Raw genomic sequence first — 18,147 nt, 5'->3', positions numbered from 1 at the left:
ATCAGATTGCAGGGCGTTCAGGGATGGTGCGGTCTACGCCGCGCACGATGCGTTTCTCCTGGTCAAAGAAGGGGGGCTGGACGATCCTGCCCTCATGCACGCTGCCGTCAGGCAGGCGCATCGTGAGGGTGCGACCGACCCAGTCGCCGGGTGCCTTGAAATGCACATAACCAACGCCAAGCCCAAGTGTCGGCGACTGAACACCAGCCGTAATTCGGCCAACCACGGTATCACCGTCCATCACGACGCTGCCCGCCGACGGAGTCTCGGAGGCGCAGGTCAGGCCAAATAAACAGCATCGCGTGTCTTTTCCCACCAACGCGTCGCGCCCGACGAAATCGCCTTTGTCCATGTTGATGAAAGGGGCCAGCCCCGCCTCGAAGGGCGTCATGTCCGGCGTCATGTCGGTGAGATTGCCAAGGATTCCACCCTCGATCCGGCGAATGGTCAGCGCGCGGGTGGACGAGAATTCCATGCCATGCGGCTCGCCACAGGCCATCAGGTGATCCCAGAGGGCAAGGTGATCGGTGTTGGCGCCATCGGTGTAGACTTCGAACCCAAGCTCATTGGTAAAGCCCGTGCGCGAGACATATAGGGTCTGACCGCCCAGATCGAAAAAGCCTGACCGGAAGTACTTCATACTCTCGTCGATCGCCCCTGCGGACGCGGCTTTCATGATGTCGATGGATGCAGGCCCCTGGATTTGCAGGACCCGGCTGTGCGGGTCGGAAATGGTGACATCTAAACCACCGGAATGCGCCATCAGCCAGGCCTCGAGCGGGCCATCGGCCTGAACATACCAGAACCGGTCTTCGCCAAAGCGGAACATCACGCCGTCCATAAAAACGCCGCCCTGCGGCGTGCAGGCGATGGCGTAATAGCCCCGCCCTGCGGTCATGGTGCCAATCTTGCGGGCGAACACTTTTTCCAGGAACGGCACCGCATCCGGCCCCGAGATTTCAACGGGCTTTTCCGGCACGTCGAAAATCAGCGCCTTCTGACGCAGGCACCAGTATTTATCCAAGTAATCCTCGCCCATGAAGATCGGAAAATAGCGGCCCGCGTAGACACCGCGGATCATCCCGGGGCTATCCGTGCGTTCAATAAACGGCGATTCCTCAAAGCGCCGGGCGCTGATGGACACGTTGTTTTCAAGGTCGGAGGCTTCTTGAAGGTTGCTCATGTCTGATCCTCTGAATCGTTAGATATGTCGGGGCGGATGATAAAAGGTGGCTCATGGGCGGTAACAACCGGCGGGGTATCGGTGTAGCGCTCGACCTCGATCAGGCAGAAATGCGCGCTTGGCCCCTGACCCAGTTTCGAGGTGCCCTTGTCACGGGTCAGCACGTTGGGGTTGCCGTGTTTGCACAGGCCCGCATCGTCCGGGTCATACCAGGCGCCCGTGCTCATCTGCACCACGCTGGGGCGCATGGCCGCATCAATCACGACCCCACCCAGACAGGCCCCCCTGTCATTGAACAACCGCACGATATCGCCATCCTTCAAGCCTCGCATCGCGGCATCATCGGGATGGATGTGTAACGGTTCGCGCCCGGCGACTTTCTTGGCCCGACTGACCCCACCATGATCAAACTGCGAATGCAGCTTGTCGCGTGGCTGATTTGAGATCAGATGCAGCGGGTACGCGCCGACATTGCCCAACCAATCGTAGGGCTCGCGCCAAACCGGATGCCCGGGGCAATCCTCATAGCCGAAATCTGCCACGGTCTGACAGAAAATCTCGATCCTGCCGCTGGGGGTGCTCAGCGGATTGGCAACAGGATCAGCCCGGAAATCCTCCAGCATGATCATAGGCCTGGCCGGATCATCCAGCTTGAACCAGCGTTGTTCGATGAATTGATCATAAGGAGGGATTTCAATGTCCTGATCGGCACAGTTCTGCCGTGTCTGATCATAGATCCAGCGTTGCCAGTCGGCCGTGCTGCGCCCTTGGGTAAAGGCATCTGCGAAACCCATCGTGCGGGCAATATCAGCGAATATGTCATAGTCGTCGCGGGCCTTCCCATAGGGCTCGGTCAGTCTGGACATGGACACCACGTAAGGATCACGCGGGGTCATGGCCATATCGTCGCGCTCAAGCGGCGTGGTGCAGGGCAGCACGATATCGGCATGTTTGGCCAGCGGGTTCCAGCACCATTCGTTGACAATGATCGTGTCTGGCTTTTGCCAGGCTTGCATCAGCAGGTTCAGGTCCTGATGGTGATGAAACGGATTGCCCCCCGCCCACCACACCAACCGCGTGTCAGGGTATTCGTAGCGCCTGCCGTCGAAATCAAAAGACTGTCCGGGGCACATCAGCAGGTCAGTGATCCGGGCCACCGGGATAAAGTCTTCAACCGGGTTTTGACCTTGAGGAAAGGACGCCCCGGGGATAATCGTATGATTGCCCCCGATGAAGTTCATCGCGCTGTAGCCAAAGCCGAAACCGCCGCCCGGCAGCCCGATCTGACCCAACATTGCCGCCAGCGTGATCGCCATCCAGAAGGGCTGTTCTCCATGGTCCTGCCGGGTGAGCGACCAACTGACCGAAATCATCGTGCGTTCCGCCGCCATACGCCGGGCCAGCGCGCGGATCGTGTCCGCAGGAAGCTCGCAGATTTCAGCGGCCCAATCCGCCGTCTTGGGTATGCCGTCGGCGTCGCCCATCAGATAAGGCAGGAAGGCGTCAAACCCTTCTGCGTAGCGTTGAAGGAAGGATCGGTCAGTCAAACCGTCGATCTCGATCGTATGAGCCAGCCCCAGCATCAATGCCACATCCGTATTAGGACGCAAGGCCAGCCAATCGCCGCCCACATCATCCAGCACGTCGGATTTCAGCGGGCTGATGTTGACGAAATCAATGCCGACCTTTCCGGCAGCAAGCTGACCGTCGCGCTGGATATGACAGCCGGTGCCGCCCTGACTGATCTGACCGTTCTTCAGCGGTACCCCACCGAAACAGACAAACAGTTGCGTGTGATCGCGGATCACATCCCAACTGGTGCAGGTGTCCAGATAATCGCGGAAACTGCCAAGGATATGCGGCACCATCGCCTCGGCGGCGGCGAAGCTATAGGTGAACTTGGAACGGGTGAAACCACCGATGCAATTGAGAAACCGCTTGAGCTGGCTTTGTGCATGATGGAACCGCCCGGCACTGGCCCAGCCATAAGAGCCGCCAAAGATAGCCTGATTGCCAAACGTCTTGCGCACTCGGTTCAGTTCCTGTGCGACCAGCCTGTTGGCCTTGTCCCAGCTCACTTCAACAAAAGGATCAGTACCGCGCAGGTCTGTCCGGGTTCCCGGCCCACCCGTCAGCCAGCTTTCCCGCACCATCGGCGCATCCACCCGCGTGGGGCCGTGCTGTACATCCAGTATGCCGGGACCAATGGGCGAAGGATCGCGATCATGTTCAAAGGCCAACAGCTCTTGCACCCGACCATTACCCACCCGCGCGCGATAAGTGCCCCAGTGTGAACTGGTCAGGGGAAGATCGTCATGCCTGCTCATCCGAGATTCAGCCCCAGCTCTTCCTGGCGCCTGCGGCTCCAGGCATGGGTCATCCGGTCGGTGATAATAGCGATGATGGCCATGCCGATCCCAGCAGTAATGCCGACGCCGAAATCGCCGTCGGAAAGGCCGATATAGACGATCTGTTCCAACCCGTTGGTCCCGACAAGGGCGGCGATCACCAGCATCGCGATGCCGTACATGATGGTCTGGTTCAGCCCCAGCATCATCACCGGCAAGGCCAGCGGGATTTTGACCTGCCACAGCATCTGCCGGTTCGTGGCACCGATCATCGTCGCCGCCTCGATCACATTGGCCGGCAGACTGCGCAGCCCGTGTTCGGCATAGCGGATGGCCGGCACGATCGCGTAGGCGATGATCGCCAGCAGGGCCGTGAACTCGCCGATCTTGAACACCATCACGAAGGGGATCAGCAGCACGAAAAGCGGCATGGTCTGCAAGGTGTCATTGAACGGCCGCACGATGGCCGACACGGCATCGTTATGCGCCGCCCAGATACCGATTGCCGTGCCCGCGAAAAAGGAAATCAGCACCGCGATGCCACAGAGGTAGACAGAGAGCATCGCCTCGGGCCAGATGCCGGTGACGACGATGAACCCAAGCCCAAGTGCCGTTCCGATGCCGAGAACGCGTCCGCCAATCTTCCATCCAGCCACCGCGCAGATCAGCATGACCGCGGGCCATGGCACCTCTGTCAGGCCGAAATAGATCAGGATCGCAAAGATAAGAATGGTGATGCCGGATCTGACGCTGCCGCGATATGCAGCCCAGCCAGCGAGTGCGGCCATGCCAGCGGCATAGGCAATCTTGTGGGCCAGCATCAGCTCAAACCCCCAGGTGAACGGGCTGACCGCACCCTGAAGGCCGATCTTGGCAGGCAACATCACAAAGAAGAAGGCAAGTTTCTTGATCGTCTCGATCTGATCACGGAAATTGACGACCAGATAGGTCAGGCTGTCATTCATCGGCCGGGCGGGGCTGTATTCCCACGCGCGGGGCCATTCGTTCAATGCCCCGATGATCTGGGACAGAACGAAAAGCAGGACGGCCCCAAGCACCGCAATGATCCACGAACGGTGCTTCTGTGCAAAGGTCTTGTCCTCCGGATCATAGTCGCCAGACCGGGCGGCAAGCCCGGCGGTAATCCGGTCGATGACCATGGCCATCAGCGCGATCACCATCCCCGCCAGCAAACTTTCACCGAATTCGGCCCGGCGGATCGTTGACAGAACCTCCCAGCCGATATCGGCCGTCCCGCCGATGATCGACGCGATGATCACCATACTGAGCGAGGCCATCGTCGCCTGATTGACCCCCAACAAAAGCTGCCTGAGCGATGACGGCACGCGCACCTGCCAGAACAATTGCCCGGGCGTTGCGCCCGACATCAGACCGCTTTCGATCACCTCGGGCGATACTCCGCGCAGCCCCACGATCGTGTTCCGGACCATCGGCGGAAAGGAATAAAGGACCGAGGCGATCAACCCCACCACCGTGCCGAAGCCGAACAGCATCAGGATCGGCAGCAGATAGGCAAAGGACGGCACCGTCTGCAGCACATCGAGCATCGGCATGATCGCGCGTTCGGCCCGGTCGGAAAAGAAACCCCAGACCCCGAAGGCGAACCCGACCAGAATCGCCAGCGGCACCGAAATGGCGACCAGCGACAGCGTGTTCATGCTTTCTGACCAATACCCGATGACCAGCATGTAGAGCATCGAAAACAGGGTGAAACCCGCAAGTTTCCATCCTGAAGCCGCCCAGGCGACAACACAGAACAGAAATGTGGTCACAGACCATGGCAGCGAGTTGAGCGCGAACCTGACAGCCTTGATCGGCCATTCCAGTAGCCACGAGATACCAAGAAAGAACCAGCCGAAATACTTCACGATCCAGTTCATGATCGCATTCAGCCAGTCCGAAAGGGGCAGTATCCAGTTCTCGGGATAGGTTGCCAGCCAGTCCCATTCGTTCTTCAGGGCCAGACAAACAAGCATCACGCCAATCACGCACAGCCAATGCAGATCACCACGGTGGAGTTTGAATGGCATGGCCCTAAACCTCCTGCGCGACCGATGGGGCCGCACAGCCCCCGGCAAGCGCACGGACAAGGCCACGTGCGGTGGCAACGCCAAGCACGGAACCATCCGCCGCCTCGACGATCACACCGGCATTGCTCTGCGCGAGCCGTGGCAGAATCGGTTCAACCAGGGTCCCTTGCGCGACACGCTCTTGCCCTTCCGTTAGAGCCGTTTCAGCGTCCAGAATATCCTCGGCGCGCAGGATGCGTTCCCAGGGGACGTCCTGCGTAAACTCGCGGACATAGTCGTCGGCCGGGTTCAGGATCAGGTCTATCGGGCGGCCGATCTGCACCACGGCTCCGTCGCGCATGATCGCCATACGGTCGGCAATGCGGAGGGCTTCCTGAAAGTCATGGGTGATGAAGACGATGGATTTGTGCAGCTTCGACTGAATGCGCAAAAATTCATCCTGCATTTGCTTGCGGATGAGCGGGTCAAGCGCTGAAAACGGCTCATCTAGAAACCAGACATCCGGTTCAACGGCCAGTGAGCGGGCAATCCCGACGCGCTGCTGCTGGCCGCCACTGAGTTCCTTGGGAAAGTTGCTTTCGCGCCCTTCCAGCCCAACCAGTTCGATGACGCGGGCGGCCTGTTCATAACATTTCGCTTCGTCGACGCCCTGCAGCTTCAGGGGAAAGGCGATGTTGTCGATGACATTGAGATGCGGCATCAGGCCGAAGCTCTGAAACACCATGCCCATCTTGTGGCGGCGGATGTCGATCAGTTCGGCATCCGATTTCTTCAGAAGGTCTTCGCCATCAAGCAGGATTTCCCCTGCCGTCGGTTCCACCAGCCGCGACAGGCAGCGGACAATCGTGGACTTGCCCGACCCCGACAGCCCCATGATGACAAAGATCTCGCCGACATGGACATCGAAACTAACATCCGCATTGGCCACAATGTGGTTCGCGGCGTGGATATCATCGGCGTGCTTACCGGCATCGGGGGCCTTCCCTTCAGACCCGCCGAAGAATTGCTCTGGTTTAGCGCCATAGACCTTCCAGACGTTCCGGCACGACAGCTTGACTTCGCTATGGTTGTTGATCGGGGTTTTCATTCGATGCTCCGGATCGAAGGGCTGGGCGAAGGTGGCCGCCAATTGGATCAGGCCACGCCCGATGGAATCGTTGCCGGATCGTTCATGTCTGGCGATGGAAGCCAGATCGGCGTTCGGGGCGGACCGTCAAGGGAACCGCCCCGATCCAGGAAATCGGCAGGATCAGTTCATCGCCGCGTCGACCCAGCCTTGCCACGTGGCCTCATTGTTCGCGAGCCATTCGGTCGCGACTTCGCGCACGTCGCGGCCTTCATTGTCGACCGCCAGAATGGCGGCGTTCTCGTCGGCATTTGTCAGGGTCATCAGGGACAGCATCCTGAACGCGGCCGGCCATTTGTCCTCAAAACCGCTCCAGGCCACTTTGTTCACCGTTGCCTGCGCAAACCCGCAGGCGGTGTCCTTTTCCTGCGTTTCCTCGGCGCATTCGCCATCAACCGGGTTCCATTCCACCCAGTTGAACTCATGCGCCGCAAAGATCCAGTGCGGCTGCCACATCATCATCAGGATCGGGTCCTCGGCCTGAATCGCGGATGTAAGCTCGGCGACCATTGCCCCTTCACTGCCGCCTGCGACTGCGGCAAACGGCAGGCCGATGGCGTCGACAACATCGCGCGACCGCGTTCCCCAGTCCGCCGGATATGTGATCAGTCGCCCGTTCGGGAATGTCTCGGCATTGGCAAAGGCCTGCGCGCAGTCATAGAGAGCCTTGTAGTCCGGCAGGCCGGGGCATCTTTCCTCCATGTAGGGCGGGTAGATCCAGCCTTCCTTCGGTTCGAGGCCGAGATCGCCCAGAACGACGATCTCACCGCTTTCAACGGCCTTGGGATAGATATCGCCGACATTGTTGCTCCAGACTTCGGTCTGAAAATGAAGATTCCCCTGCGACAGACCTATGTGCTGGGGCAAGGCGCCTGCGCTGACATATTCGATAGTGTAGCCCATCTTCTGCAGCAACTCGCCTGCAACATAGGTTGAGAAGTGCTGTCCGGTCCAGTCATTCAGAATGACCTTGATGGGGTCATCGCTTTCCGGAACGTCAGCCGCGATGGCGGCCCCCCCCGACACAAGCAAAGCAAGGGCAGCACCTTGCGCGGCGCTCAATATCTTTTCCATGGTTCCTCCCGGTTTTGAGATTTGACGCACGGTTCTGTTTTGGTCTTATTGTCATAAAAACTTACCATTAGAAGGTTTTTATGTCAACAGTTGAAAGCTTTGGCGTTTGCGGTCAATATCTGACCAGAGGCGCAACGTCGTAGTAGTGGGGTTTTCATCAGATGCGATCCAATTCCATTCGAAGCATCAGACGCGCGGAGCTTTCCCGGGCGGCGTTTGAGGCCGTGATTCGATATGGGTTGCGCAAGGCGACACTGGACAAGGTGGGCGAGATCGCAGGGGTTTCGAAAGGCGTCGTCCTGCATCATTTCAAAGACAAAAGCGCGCTGCTTGAAGCTGTATTCCGCAGGTCGAACACATTATTGAGTGAATCCGTCGTCGAGCTGTACCGATATGCCGAAACGCCATACGAACGGCTTTGGGCAATCATCGTTGCCAACTTTTCGCAAACGATCTTCAATCCAAGCGTGTGCCACTCCTGGGTTTCGCTGATCTCGGAAGTGCCGCACAATATTGGGTGCCAGCGCGTCCAGATTGCCAATAACGAACGGATCCGCAGCAACCTTGTGCATGAGCTGAAGCACTTCCTGCCCGAAACTGAAGCCCAGCATGCCGCGCGGCATCTGGGTGTGCTGATCGACGGGATCTGGGTGCGCGCGGGCCTGCTACCGGAACCGGTGTCGAGCAGCGCCGCAATTTCCGAGATGGAATACGCGGTCTCGAAAATGCTGCCCTATGACGAAAGCAGCGCAGCGAAACACAAAGAAGCCCGCAAGAAGATCGAAACCGTGGCCGACATTGCCCTCGGCTCGAAGGCGTTCAAGGACCGGTCCCTGCAGGCATAGAAAGCGGCCTCCGGCTTATCAGCCCGCTTATGCACGGGCATGGCGCAGGGCCAGAAGCGGTTCGAGCATGCTTGCGCCCGAGATCAGGATGACACCGGTCAGTTCACGGATGCCGAATGGTTCTCCGGCCAGCAGGGCCACCGAAACCGCCCCGACCACGATTTCTGTCATGAACAGAAGGCCGGTGATGCCGGGGCTGAGGAATTTCGGACCCCAGAGCGACGCGTAGGTTCCGGGCAGAACCAGAAACGCCATGAATGCGATCAGCAAGGGCATCGTTGGCAGAGTCTGGGCGACACTCGGCATGGCATGTGGCGCAAGTAACAGTGCCGCCGCGGCGGAAAAGAACAGCGACCAATGGAAAAATCCGACCGTCAACTCAACTGCAGAATGGCCCTGGTCCATACGGATGCGGACCATTGCAAGTGCCCACAGCATGCCAGCCCCCAGCCCCAACCAGTCACCGGCATTCTGCGGCACGGGAAACCGCGCGCCCAGCCCAAAGATTGTCAGCATCCCCGCGATTGCCAGCACCATTGCGATGATGCGTGTTAGAGCAACGGCATCGCCCAGATAGATCCGCGCCAGCAATGTCGCCCAGACCGGTGTAAGATAGAACAGCAGCATGGCGCGCACGACGTCCGTGTAGACGATCGAGGTCGAATAGAGCAGCAATGCCCCACCCGACAGCATCGCTGTTATCTGCAATTTTATGCCGCCCTTGCGGACATGCTGCCATCGCCACAGGGTAACGGGCAACAGGCATATCGTCGGGACAAGAAAATAGACGAAGGTGATCCAAAGCCCGTGCAGCCCAGCTTCTTCGAGCGCCCTGAGAGGGATCCAGAACAGCCCCCACACCGCGCCTGCGTAAAGACAGGCAAGTTTGGCCCTGAATTCAACGGACGCGTTCAAGTGGCAGCCTTTACAATGGTTAGACAGGTTGAATGATGGTGATGAGAGAGGCTTTCCAGAGCTGACGTATCGATTTCCACTCCCAGCCCGGGTTTGCCCGACAGATACGCGTGTGCCCCATTCAGCTGGAATCCAGTGGTGGCAAACAGCTCTCCGTGCGCGATGTATTCTGGATAGATTTCGGCCATTTCGGCATTGGGAATTGCGGCGCAGACATGCAACATCGCAGCAGCGGCCACTGTCATGGAATTCCAGCAATGCGGCGAGATCTTCACATCTTGCCGGTCGGCCAGTTCTGATAGCTGGATCATGTCCAGAAGCCCCCCCACCCCCGCGATGTCAGGGTTCAGGATATCGGCAGCATCTGCCGCCAAGACATTACGGAAATTTGTCAGGCCGCTCTGTTTCTCACCGGTGACAATCGGCAAGCCAGTGATCCGACGCACTCTGGCAAGCGATTGAATCTCCTCTCCATCGACCGGTTCCTCAAACCAGTACGGCCGGGCGGAGCCGATCAACCTTTCGACCTGCAATGGCGTGGCGATATCATCCTGGGAATCCAGATCGACCATCAGGTGAATGTCATCGCCAATCGCGGCTCGTACCCGGGTCACACAATGCGCTGCCTCTTGTGCCGAGTGGTTCAGCATCGGGTGGATTTTCACGGCCCCGTATCCTTGAGCGACAAGCTCGGTTGCGCGCCTTTCCAGTGAACCGGCATCCCATTGTGTGTCGCTCCAGATATTGCCGTAAACCGGAATGGCCCGGCTGTGATCTCCGCCCCAAAGCGTGCAAAGCGGCTTTCCAGCCCGCTTGCCGCAGATATCCCACAAGGCCATTTCCAGCGCACTGCTGGCCGCCGCAAAATCGAGGCTTCTGTGTTTCGCCGCGACCCGCACGGCGTGGTTGCGAAAGGCCTGGGGCGAGACGGCTTGCATCTCTCCCGCTGAACGCCCAAGCGCATGGATGATCTCGGCCACGGCTTTTTCGCGGCACGGCAGGACAAAGGCCTCCCCCCATTCGACCAGTCCTTCGCTGGTTGTCACGCAAACGAAAAGGCATGTCTTTACCTCTCCCCAGCCATCGCCGCCTTTGGCTGGGGACGTCATCCAGGTGTCGATCTGCGCCAAACTCAAGTCAATCGATCCAGGGAGCGTTGGGGTAGGTGAAAACGGCGCAGAAAAGCAGGTATCAGTGAATTGCTGCATATGAAATCTCCAGCAGGAAGTGATTTTCTTTAGCTAACTACTAGTAAGTTTATTGTCAAAAGGTAAGTTTTTTTTGTATGCAAGACCGATAAAGGATGCTCACATCAGCACGTCTTGAGCCCCGGATACGTTGCCGGGTCCGCCATTATGCCAGGGGAAAACCGACATGGAATTTGATTACATCATTGTAGGAGCGGGATCAGCGGGTTGTGTTCTTGCCAATCGCCTGACCAGTGATGCAAGCAATCGAGTTTTGCTGCTGGAGGCCGGTCCTGAAAACACGGCGCTTTCTCTGAAGATGCCTGCCGCTGTGCTGTCAAACCTGACCAGCACCAAACACAATTGGGCCTTTCAGGGCGAACCCGAGCCCGAGTTGAACGGACGCCGTATTCAGCATGACCGAGGCAAGGTCATAGGCGGATCTTCGTCGATCAACGGAATGGTTTTCATCCGCGGACATGCCTTGGATTACGAAGGCTGGCGTCAGGCTGGCTGCAAGGGCTGGGGCTATGCCGATGTACTGCCCTACTTTAAGCGTATGGAAACCTATGGCGGCGGCGCAGACGCATATCGTGGGGGCACAGGCCCGCTTTACGTGCACCGCGCTGATCCCAAAGACCCGCTAACACTGGCGTTTCTCAAAGCCGGGGAACAGGCCGGGTATCCTGCCACCGACGATATCAGCGGGTTTGGCCAGGAAGGGTTTGGGGTCTCGGATCGCACCGTTTTCAAAGGTGAGCGGTGGAGCACAGCGCGCGCCTATCTTGACCCCGTACGAAAGCGATCGAACCTGACAATCAAGACGCAGGCGCACGTACAAAACCTGATCTTTGACGGGACCAAGGCCGTGGGGGTTGCATATACCGACGACACCGGGATTGCGCAGACCGTGCATGTGCGCAAAGAAATCATCCTCAGCGCAGGCGCAGTTGGGTCCCCCCATATCCTGATGCTGTCTGGCATTGGTCCTGCAAACCATCTTCAGGAGATGGGCATTGACGTGCTGCATGACCTTCCGGGCGTGGGGCAAAACCTGAATGACCATCCCGATTTCGTGCTGAAGTACAAGTGCAAGCAACCTGTTTCCTTTTGGCCCAAGACAAAACCGCTGGCCAAGCTTGCGGCGGGTGTTCAGTGGTTGACGACACGCAGCGGCATCGTGGCTTCGAACCTGTTCGAAGGATTGGGATGCATCCGATCAGGCCCGGGTGTCGAATATCCGGACCTGCAATTGATCATCTCGCCCATCGCGGTGGATGATGCAACATGGGAGCCGCTTCAGGAGCACGCCTTTCAAATTCATGTTGGCCTGATGCGCGCGCACAGCCGGGGCAAAATCGAACTGCGCTCGAACAAGCCGAGTGATCCGCCGCGCATCATGGTGAACTATCTACAGGACGACCGCGACAGGGACATCATGCGCAAAGGGATCCGGCTGGTGCGCAATATTGTCGATCAACCGGCTTTTTCTGATCTCAAAGGGGACGAGATTTTCCCTGGCTATGATGCCCAATCGGATGAAGATCTTGATCAGGCCCTGAATGCGCACGCAACCACGCAATGGCACCTGTCCTGCACCGCCCGGATGGGGGCTGCAACCGACACAGGGGCGGTGGTTGACCCCAGCGGGCGGGTGCACGGGCTCTCCGGGCTGCGCGTGGTCGATGCGTCAATCATGCCGTTTGTCACAAACGGAAACACCAACGCGCCCACGATCATGCTTGCCGAAAAACTGAGTGATGACATTCTGGGACGCGCGTCCTTGCCTCGTCTCGAAGTAGAAGTCTGGCGGCATCCGGAGTATGAAACATGCCGGCGCTGACTGGCTCTCCACGAACACCGGAGGAGCAATATGATCGGCTATATCATACTAGGGCATCGCCAACTTGTTCGGGATGGTTCTGTTGGATAGGCGTGTGGGATGAAGATACCGTCCGAGATGCCGCGCCTGAAAGGCTACCGCTTTGCCCGTGAAATCGTTGCCTACGCGGTCTGGGCGTACCATCGGTTCGCGCTCAGCACAGCGGATGTCGAGGACCTGTTGGCGGAGCGCGGTGTGATCGTCAGCCGAGAAACGGTCCGAAAATGGGTCAACCGATTTGGCTGCCACTTCGCCACCTGCATCAAGCGCGACAGACCAGGCGCCAGCGACAAGTGGCATCTCGATGAGGTCGTCATAGCGATCCGCGGCAAGAAACACTGGCTGTGGCGAGCCGTCGACGGGAACGGAGACGTGCTCGATATTCTGGTCCAGCCACGACGGAACGCCAAGGCTGCAAGGCGTTTTCTCAAACGGTTAATCGGCCGGTTCGGCGCGCCGAGGGTCATCGTAAGCGACAAGCTTCGCAGTTATGTCAAGCCGATCCGCGAGCTGGCGCCGGGGGCAGATCACCGAGCGCACAAAGGCTTGAACAACCGCATCGAAGGATCGCACCGCCCGACCCGCAAGCGTGAGAAACTGATGGGCAGGTTCAAGTCGCCCAGGCAAGCGCAGAGGTTCCTCGACGCCCACGACCAGATCAACACTCTCTTCCGCCCCCGCCGCTATCAACTTTCCGCCAACTCCTATCGCCATGCCAGGTCCGATGCCCATGACCTGTGGCGCCACTACGCCCTTGAGATGACCGCCTGATATTCGCTCTTCCGGCCGAACTCGCGGACCGCCAAATAAGTTGGCAATGCCCAAGTTGGTATTAGACGCTCTTGACCAGGCGCTTGCTGCCCGAAATCCGGATCGTGACAGGCTCACCCACCACAGTGATCGCGGCGTTCAATACCTGTCCATCAAGTATACTGAACGTCTTGAAGACGCCAAAATCGGTGCCTCGGTTGGCAGCGTTGGAGACTCTTACGACAATGCTCTCGCAGAGACGATCAACGGCCTCTACAAGACCGAAGTCATCGAGCATGAGGGGCCTTGGTCTGGGAAGAAGGACGTCGAAATGGCCACCCTGCAGTGGGTCTATTGGTACAACACGAAACGCCTCTTTGGACCGCTCGGATATATCTCACCCGCAACCGCAGAAAGGAACTTTTACAACGCAGAGCTCACGGCTAAAATAGCCGCTGAGTGACGAACTCCAACGTCTCCGGTAAACCCGGTCTGGTTCAGCACAGCAGCAAGCAAACGATTCAATCCGGCGCGTTGGCTGGCAGAAACGAAACCGAACTCGGCCAAGTGACCTCTGAGCGCGTTGATTGCCCCGGTGCGTCGACGGATGAAATGGTCCCGCACCCGATGCAACATCAATGTCGCCTGCTGCGCCTCGGTCTTGACCGGGATGAAACGCATCCCGGGGCGCTGCACGGCTTCACAGCATGCCTCGGCATCCGAGGCATCGTGTTTGTTGCCCTTTACATACGGCTTAACATATTGCGGTGGCATGAGCCGGACATCATGGCCCAGTTCGGCCAGGCAACGGCCCCAGTGATGCGCGCCAGAGCCCGCCTCCAGTCCAACGAGACAGGACGGATGCCGAGCCATCTCGGCGAGAAAAAGATCTCGTGTCAGTCTCTTCTTCAGCACAGTCTTACCATCCGCATTGATGCCATGTACCTGAAAGACACGCTTGGCTATGTCCACACCGATTACCGTGACAGTCATACTTTACTCCCTTGTTTCCAGACCTGCAGTCTGGCGTTGCGCCAAGGGAGGCGTCCATCCCATCATATCGGCATCGACCTGGTCGACGAGGCCCTTTGTTATCAGCGTCTGAACCACCTTGGCGGCGGCACCGCCGCGCAGATGCGCTGGCAGGGGCAAGGCGATGTGACCGCCCCGTTGGGATGCGGCGCTCAGGATCAGGGCTTGGGTGTCGGAAAGCTGGGTCATGGTGATCTCCGGTTTGCGGGCAACGCAGAATGCGGCCCTTCCTACGACCCCAAGCCGCGCAGGGCGCGCGGCCGAAGTTTGGGCGTCAGCCCGACGTCAGATCAGGCCGAGGTCCTTCAGGCAGGCGGCGGCATCGATCAACTGATCGGTCGGTACGTCAATGGTGATCGTCATGCTGTCGGTATGGGCGCGTCCGTAAACACCGCCGTCATCCATGAGGGCCATTTCGATCTCGTCGAGAACCGTGGTCATGCGGCTGCGGTCAAACTGCTCGGGCAGCTTGCGGATCGGCAATCGAATGGTGCTGGTGTCCATGGTGCTCACTCCGCGTGCTCGCCTTCGCTGAAAGCGCTGTCCGTGATGCGCTTCAGGAGGTGGGCGTAATGCTCGAGGGTGCCGACGTCGCCCCAAGTGATTGCGTCAGGGTCGGTGTTGAAGTGGTTGTCACTGAGGCTACTGAGCCGCGCCAGCATGTCGTCGATCTCGGCTTTCTTGCCGAGGAAGGCGTTGAGCGCAGCTTCGCGGTTACGTTGCGCCTTCTCGGCGCGGAGCTGGTGGCGGGGTGTTGTTTGCGGGTTAAGGCGGATGGTCATCGGGGCGGCTCCGTGCGTTGTGTCGTTTGGTGTGATCAGCTTCGCTCTGGGCCGGGTGTTTATCCAGTATAATCGCAGCAATATCATGGCTTTAATCACGGGGCTGGAAGCTCTTTATGTCTTCTACAAGCCAACCCATCGGCGTGATCGCCAAGCTGCTCGACCTGTCAGAACGCCGGGTGCAACAGCTGAGCCGGGAAGGGGTGATCCCCAAAGTCAACCGGGGACAGTATGACCTGATTGGATTTCGAATGCCTGGAGGGGTCGGCGAAACCACGGGCATCAGCCAATTTTTGCATCAATAGAGCTGATATGGACGTCAAGATGCGCAAATGAGGCCCTGAACGCATCAGGAGGAGCAACGTCGGTGACCAGTATGTCACCATCGCGTAGATTTGGCTGCCGCAGGGCGGGTTTTCGTTCCTGCGGTTGAAACTTCGAGGCATCGACCGCCATTATTGATCGCGCGGCGCTTTCCATCATTGCGACGGCCATCTCGACCTCGCATTGCTCATGCACAAGGAAGCCCTTGTCAGGATGAGCCATTGACGCTGACAAAATACAGTAATCGACGCGGGCGCGTTCGACCACCTGAAATGCGGACCGGTCGAATGACGCGCCATCATGATCGCGCAACTGAGTGCCGGCCATCGACACATTGTTGCCTGGTATCATTGCCAGCGTGCTTGCTACAAAGGCGGAATTGGTGACCACAGTGAGTTCGCGTCGCTCGCGTAGCATCTGCGCGATGAAGGCTGAAGTCGATCCGGTGTCGATGGCAAGGCTGTCCCCGTCCTTGACAATCTCCGCCACCACTTGAGCGATGGCCACCTTCGCCTCGCGGTTGAGGTTCATACGGGACAAGAAAGGGGGATCAAGGGCCGACTTGTTTGACACCAGTGCGCCATGCACTTTGCTGAGCGCGCCGCTTTCAGCGAGCGGACGCGTGACCCGACGGATGGTTTGGTCCGACACCCCCATGATCTGCGACAGCTCCTGTACGGTCACGGTGCCCATCATGTCTACTCGGCGAAGGATTTCGTCGCTGTATTTTGAGGTGGGCGAGGTCATAGGCGCACAAGCTCCAGAAGGTCGGAATGCAGTTCGGGTGTGGCTGCCGTAAGAGTCCGTCCGTCTGACGTCAGCGTCAAAGCGTTGCCCTCCCAGTCGGTCATAACGCCCCCTGCCGCTTCAACGACAGCGGCTACCGGCAGGTAATCATAGGGCTGCAGGCCATAATCGACCACCGCGTCGGCATGCCCGCTGGCCACCAGCGCATGCGGATAGCAATCCGCACCTAGGCGGCGCAGTGCGCCCGCGGTGATCATGCGCGAGAACTGTGTGGGTGCATCGACCGCCATCTTGTCTGCCTCGTTCAGTAAGAGCCGTGCGGAGGACAGCGATTGGGAGTTCGATACGCTGATCGGCGCGCCGTTCATTGTCGCCCCGATGCCATGCGCTCCGGCGTATAGCTCGCCAAGGGCAGGCATGTTGATCACACCCAGCTTGACCGCACCCTCGGCGACATACCCCAATAACATCCCGAAAAGCGGTAGTCCTGTGATGAACGACCGCGTGCCGTCGATGGGATCGACAATCCAAATCTCATTCTGTGTACCGGTCTGGCCAAACTCTTCACCAAAGATGGTTTCGCCGGGAAATGCCGCCTCGAGTGCGGTGCGTATGGCACGCTCTGTCTCTTTGTCCGCGATCGTGACGGGGCTTTCATCCGCTTTCGACTCCACATCGAGTGCTCCGCGGAACCGCTGCAATGCCACCGGAGACGCCTCGGTGGCGATTCTGCAGGCAGCTTCCAATCGGGTTTGCAGGTCTGTCACGGTCACATCCTCATTCACGGGCACAGATGGAATGTGGACAGGTATAGGGCGCTTCATAATCAAAAACGACAAATTATTTTTTGTTTTGTTGATTTTTGTTGATTTTGAAAATCGTTCTTGTTGAATGTTCGCATCAGGCCGGTGCGACACAATAAATCCCGGAACCAGAGCGTCGGCGCCCACAAGGAGTAAATTTATGAAACACATTTCCGCTCTGACCGCCTTGTGCGTTGCCGCGACACCGGCCCTGGCGCAGGATTCCAGCGATCCGATCAAACTGACGCTGCATGACTGGTCCGGCCAGCTGATCACCACGACGCTGATGGGCGAAGTTCTAGAGGAAGCTGGCAACAACGTTGAATACGTTCAGGCCGACTACATCGCGCAATTCGCGGGCTTGAAAACCGGCGACCTACATTTGGCGATGGAGATCTGGGAAACCACCGGGCGCGAGGCGCTGGATGAAGCGGTTGCCACAGGCAACGTCGTTAATATGGGTGAAACCGGGATGATAGCGATCGAAGAGTGGTGGTATCCCGCTTACATGGAAGACCGCTGCCCCAGCCTTCCCGATTGGGAGGCTCTTAATGCCTGCGCTCAGGAATTCGCGACTGCCGAAACCGCGCCGTTCGGACGTTACCTCGGCGGCCCGGTCACTTGGGGTGGATTCGACGAAGAGCGGGTCGAGGCACTTGGCATGGATTTCGAAGTGGTGCATGCTGGCACCGACGCTGCGCTTTTTGCCGAGCTTGAAGCGGCATACCAGCGGCAAGATCCGATCGTGCTCTGGGTCTACGCGCCGCACTGGGCTCCGGCGAAATACGAGGGCAGCTTTGTAGAGTTCCCCCCGTATTCGGCCGAGTGCTACAACGATCCGTCGGTTGGTGTGAATCCGAATGCTGCTTATGATTGCGGCAAGCCGACCGGTCCGATCTGGAAAGCGGCCTGGGCCGGATTGCCCGAACAATGGCCGAATGCCGCATCAGTGATCGAAAACTTCAAGATCTCGAACGAGGACATGGGCGCGATGGTGGCCGATGTCGACCTGAACGGGAAGTCGGTCGAAGAGGTCGTCGCGGCCTGGATGGCAGAGAACGAATCCACCTGGAGAGGCTGGATCGGGCAGTAAGCCCG

General features: G+C 58.6%; 18 protein-coding genes and 1 pseudogene. 6 read left to right on the top strand and 13 right to left on the bottom strand.

Going from position 1 to position 18,147, the window contains the following annotated elements; all coding sequences use genetic code 11:
- Position 1 precedes the first annotated feature (1 nt).
- From MCRY_RS18385 to MCRY_RS18365, 5 genes are all read right to left on the bottom strand, one after another.
- Positions 2-1,183: an aminomethyl transferase family protein gene (locus MCRY_RS18385; protein WP_085632596.1), complete on the bottom strand. Its 1,182-nt coding sequence runs from the start codon at positions 1,181-1,183 to the stop codon at positions 2-4.
- Positions 1,180-3,510 (bottom strand): molybdopterin guanine dinucleotide-containing S/N-oxide reductase, encoded by a 2,331-nt coding sequence (locus MCRY_RS18380; protein WP_085632594.1) that lies wholly within the window; start codon positions 3,508-3,510, stop codon positions 1,180-1,182. Before MCRY_RS18380 ends, MCRY_RS18385 begins: the two co-directional genes overlap by 4 nt.
- A complete protein-coding gene (locus MCRY_RS18375; protein ID WP_085632592.1) occupies positions 3,507-5,582 on the bottom strand; it encodes an ABC transporter permease in 2,076 nt (691 codons plus the stop codon). Before MCRY_RS18375 ends, MCRY_RS18380 begins: the two co-directional genes overlap by 4 nt.
- Before the next feature lie 4 nt (positions 5,583-5,586).
- The gene (locus tag MCRY_RS18370; protein WP_085632591.1) at positions 5,587-6,669 is read right to left on the bottom strand and encodes a quaternary amine ABC transporter ATP-binding protein; all 1,083 of its coding nucleotides are present in this window, start codon (positions 6,667-6,669) and stop codon (positions 5,587-5,589) included.
- A 162-nt stretch (positions 6,670-6,831) separates the two neighbouring features.
- Complete coding sequence (locus tag MCRY_RS18365; protein WP_085632589.1) at positions 6,832-7,782, bottom strand: ABC transporter substrate-binding protein; 951 nt, start codon at positions 7,780-7,782, stop codon at positions 6,832-6,834.
- A gap of 161 nt (positions 7,783-7,943) precedes the next feature.
- On the opposite strand from MCRY_RS18365, the gene betI reads away from it, so the two are divergent.
- Positions 7,944-8,627: a transcriptional regulator BetI gene (gene betI / locus MCRY_RS18360; protein WP_085632587.1), complete on the top strand. Its 684-nt coding sequence runs from the start codon at positions 7,944-7,946 to the stop codon at positions 8,625-8,627.
- A gap of 27 nt (positions 8,628-8,654) precedes the next feature.
- Here betI and MCRY_RS18355 read toward each other — a convergent pair whose 3' ends face one another.
- Together MCRY_RS18355 and MCRY_RS18350 are read right to left on the bottom strand one after the other, a co-directional pair.
- Positions 8,655-9,542: a DMT family transporter gene (locus tag MCRY_RS18355; protein ID WP_085632585.1), complete on the bottom strand. Its 888-nt coding sequence runs from the start codon at positions 9,540-9,542 to the stop codon at positions 8,655-8,657.
- Positions 9,539-10,678: a mandelate racemase/muconate lactonizing enzyme family protein gene (locus tag MCRY_RS18350; protein WP_244897931.1), complete on the bottom strand. Its 1,140-nt coding sequence runs from the start codon at positions 10,676-10,678 to the stop codon at positions 9,539-9,541. The genes MCRY_RS18355 and MCRY_RS18350 overlap by 4 nt, the downstream gene beginning before the upstream one ends.
- A 238-nt stretch (positions 10,679-10,916) precedes the next feature.
- Between MCRY_RS18350 and MCRY_RS18345 the strand changes: the two genes are divergently transcribed.
- The 3 genes and pseudogenes from MCRY_RS18345 to MCRY_RS18335 all read left to right on the top strand — a co-directional run.
- Entirely contained in the window at positions 10,917-12,572 is a 1,656-nt protein-coding gene (locus MCRY_RS18345; RefSeq protein WP_085632581.1) for a choline dehydrogenase, read from the top strand.
- Between the two features lie 99 nt (positions 12,573-12,671).
- Positions 12,672-13,382, top strand: coding sequence for an IS6 family transposase (locus tag MCRY_RS18340; protein WP_085632580.1), 711 nt, complete (start codon positions 12,672-12,674; stop codon positions 13,380-13,382).
- A gap of 55 nt (positions 13,383-13,437) precedes the next feature.
- Positions 13,438-13,824: pseudogene (locus MCRY_RS18335) on the top strand (integrase core domain-containing protein); the annotation flags it as partial.
- Here MCRY_RS18335 and MCRY_RS18330 read toward each other — a convergent pair.
- The 4 genes from MCRY_RS18330 to MCRY_RS18315 form a co-directional block, all read right to left on the bottom strand.
- Complete coding sequence (locus tag MCRY_RS18330) at positions 13,785-14,354, bottom strand: IS110 family RNA-guided transposase (protein ID WP_085632576.1); 570 nt, start codon at positions 14,352-14,354, stop codon at positions 13,785-13,787. The pseudogene MCRY_RS18335 and the gene MCRY_RS18330 sit on opposite strands and share 40 nt — an antisense overlap.
- 3 nt (positions 14,355-14,357) lie before the next feature.
- Positions 14,358-14,582 (bottom strand): hypothetical protein, encoded by a 225-nt coding sequence (locus MCRY_RS18325; RefSeq protein WP_085632574.1) that lies wholly within the window; start codon positions 14,580-14,582, stop codon positions 14,358-14,360.
- Positions 14,583-14,678: 96 nt separating this feature from the next.
- Complete coding sequence (locus tag MCRY_RS18320; RefSeq protein WP_085632572.1) at positions 14,679-14,897, bottom strand: hypothetical protein; 219 nt, start codon at positions 14,895-14,897, stop codon at positions 14,679-14,681.
- Positions 14,898-14,902: 5 nt separating this feature from the next.
- Entirely contained in the window at positions 14,903-15,175 is a 273-nt protein-coding gene (locus MCRY_RS18315) for a hypothetical protein (RefSeq protein WP_085632646.1), read from the bottom strand.
- A gap of 116 nt (positions 15,176-15,291) precedes the next feature.
- Here MCRY_RS18315 and MCRY_RS18310 point away from each other — a divergent pair, with 116 nt between their 5' ends.
- The gene (locus MCRY_RS18310; protein ID WP_217808240.1) at positions 15,292-15,480 is read left to right on the top strand and encodes a helix-turn-helix domain-containing protein; all 189 of its coding nucleotides are present in this window, start codon (positions 15,292-15,294) and stop codon (positions 15,478-15,480) included.
- On the opposite strand, the gene MCRY_RS18305 is transcribed toward MCRY_RS18310, so the two are convergent.
- Together MCRY_RS18305 and MCRY_RS18300 are read right to left on the bottom strand one after the other, a co-directional pair.
- On the bottom strand, positions 15,458-16,246 hold the full coding sequence (locus MCRY_RS18305; RefSeq protein ID WP_085632570.1) for a DeoR/GlpR family DNA-binding transcription regulator: 789 nt from the start codon (positions 16,244-16,246) through the stop codon (positions 15,458-15,460). The genes MCRY_RS18310 and MCRY_RS18305 overlap by 23 nt on opposite strands.
- The gene (locus MCRY_RS18300) at positions 16,243-17,013 is read right to left on the bottom strand and encodes an inositol monophosphatase family protein (protein WP_244897930.1); all 771 of its coding nucleotides are present in this window, start codon (positions 17,011-17,013) and stop codon (positions 16,243-16,245) included. Before MCRY_RS18300 ends, MCRY_RS18305 begins: the two co-directional genes overlap by 4 nt.
- A gap of 196 nt (positions 17,014-17,209) precedes the next feature.
- On the opposite strand from MCRY_RS18300, the gene MCRY_RS18295 reads away from it, so the two are divergent.
- On the top strand, positions 17,210-18,142 hold the full coding sequence (locus tag MCRY_RS18295; protein WP_085632568.1) for an ABC transporter substrate-binding protein: 933 nt from the start codon (positions 17,210-17,212) through the stop codon (positions 18,140-18,142).
- The last annotated feature ends 5 nt before the right edge of the window (positions 18,143-18,147 follow it).

The organism is Marivita cryptomonadis, assembly GCF_002115725.1.
Lineage (GTDB): Bacteria > Pseudomonadota > Alphaproteobacteria > Rhodobacterales > Rhodobacteraceae > Marivita > Marivita cryptomonadis.
This window is presented reverse-complemented; position numbering and strand designations above follow the sequence as displayed.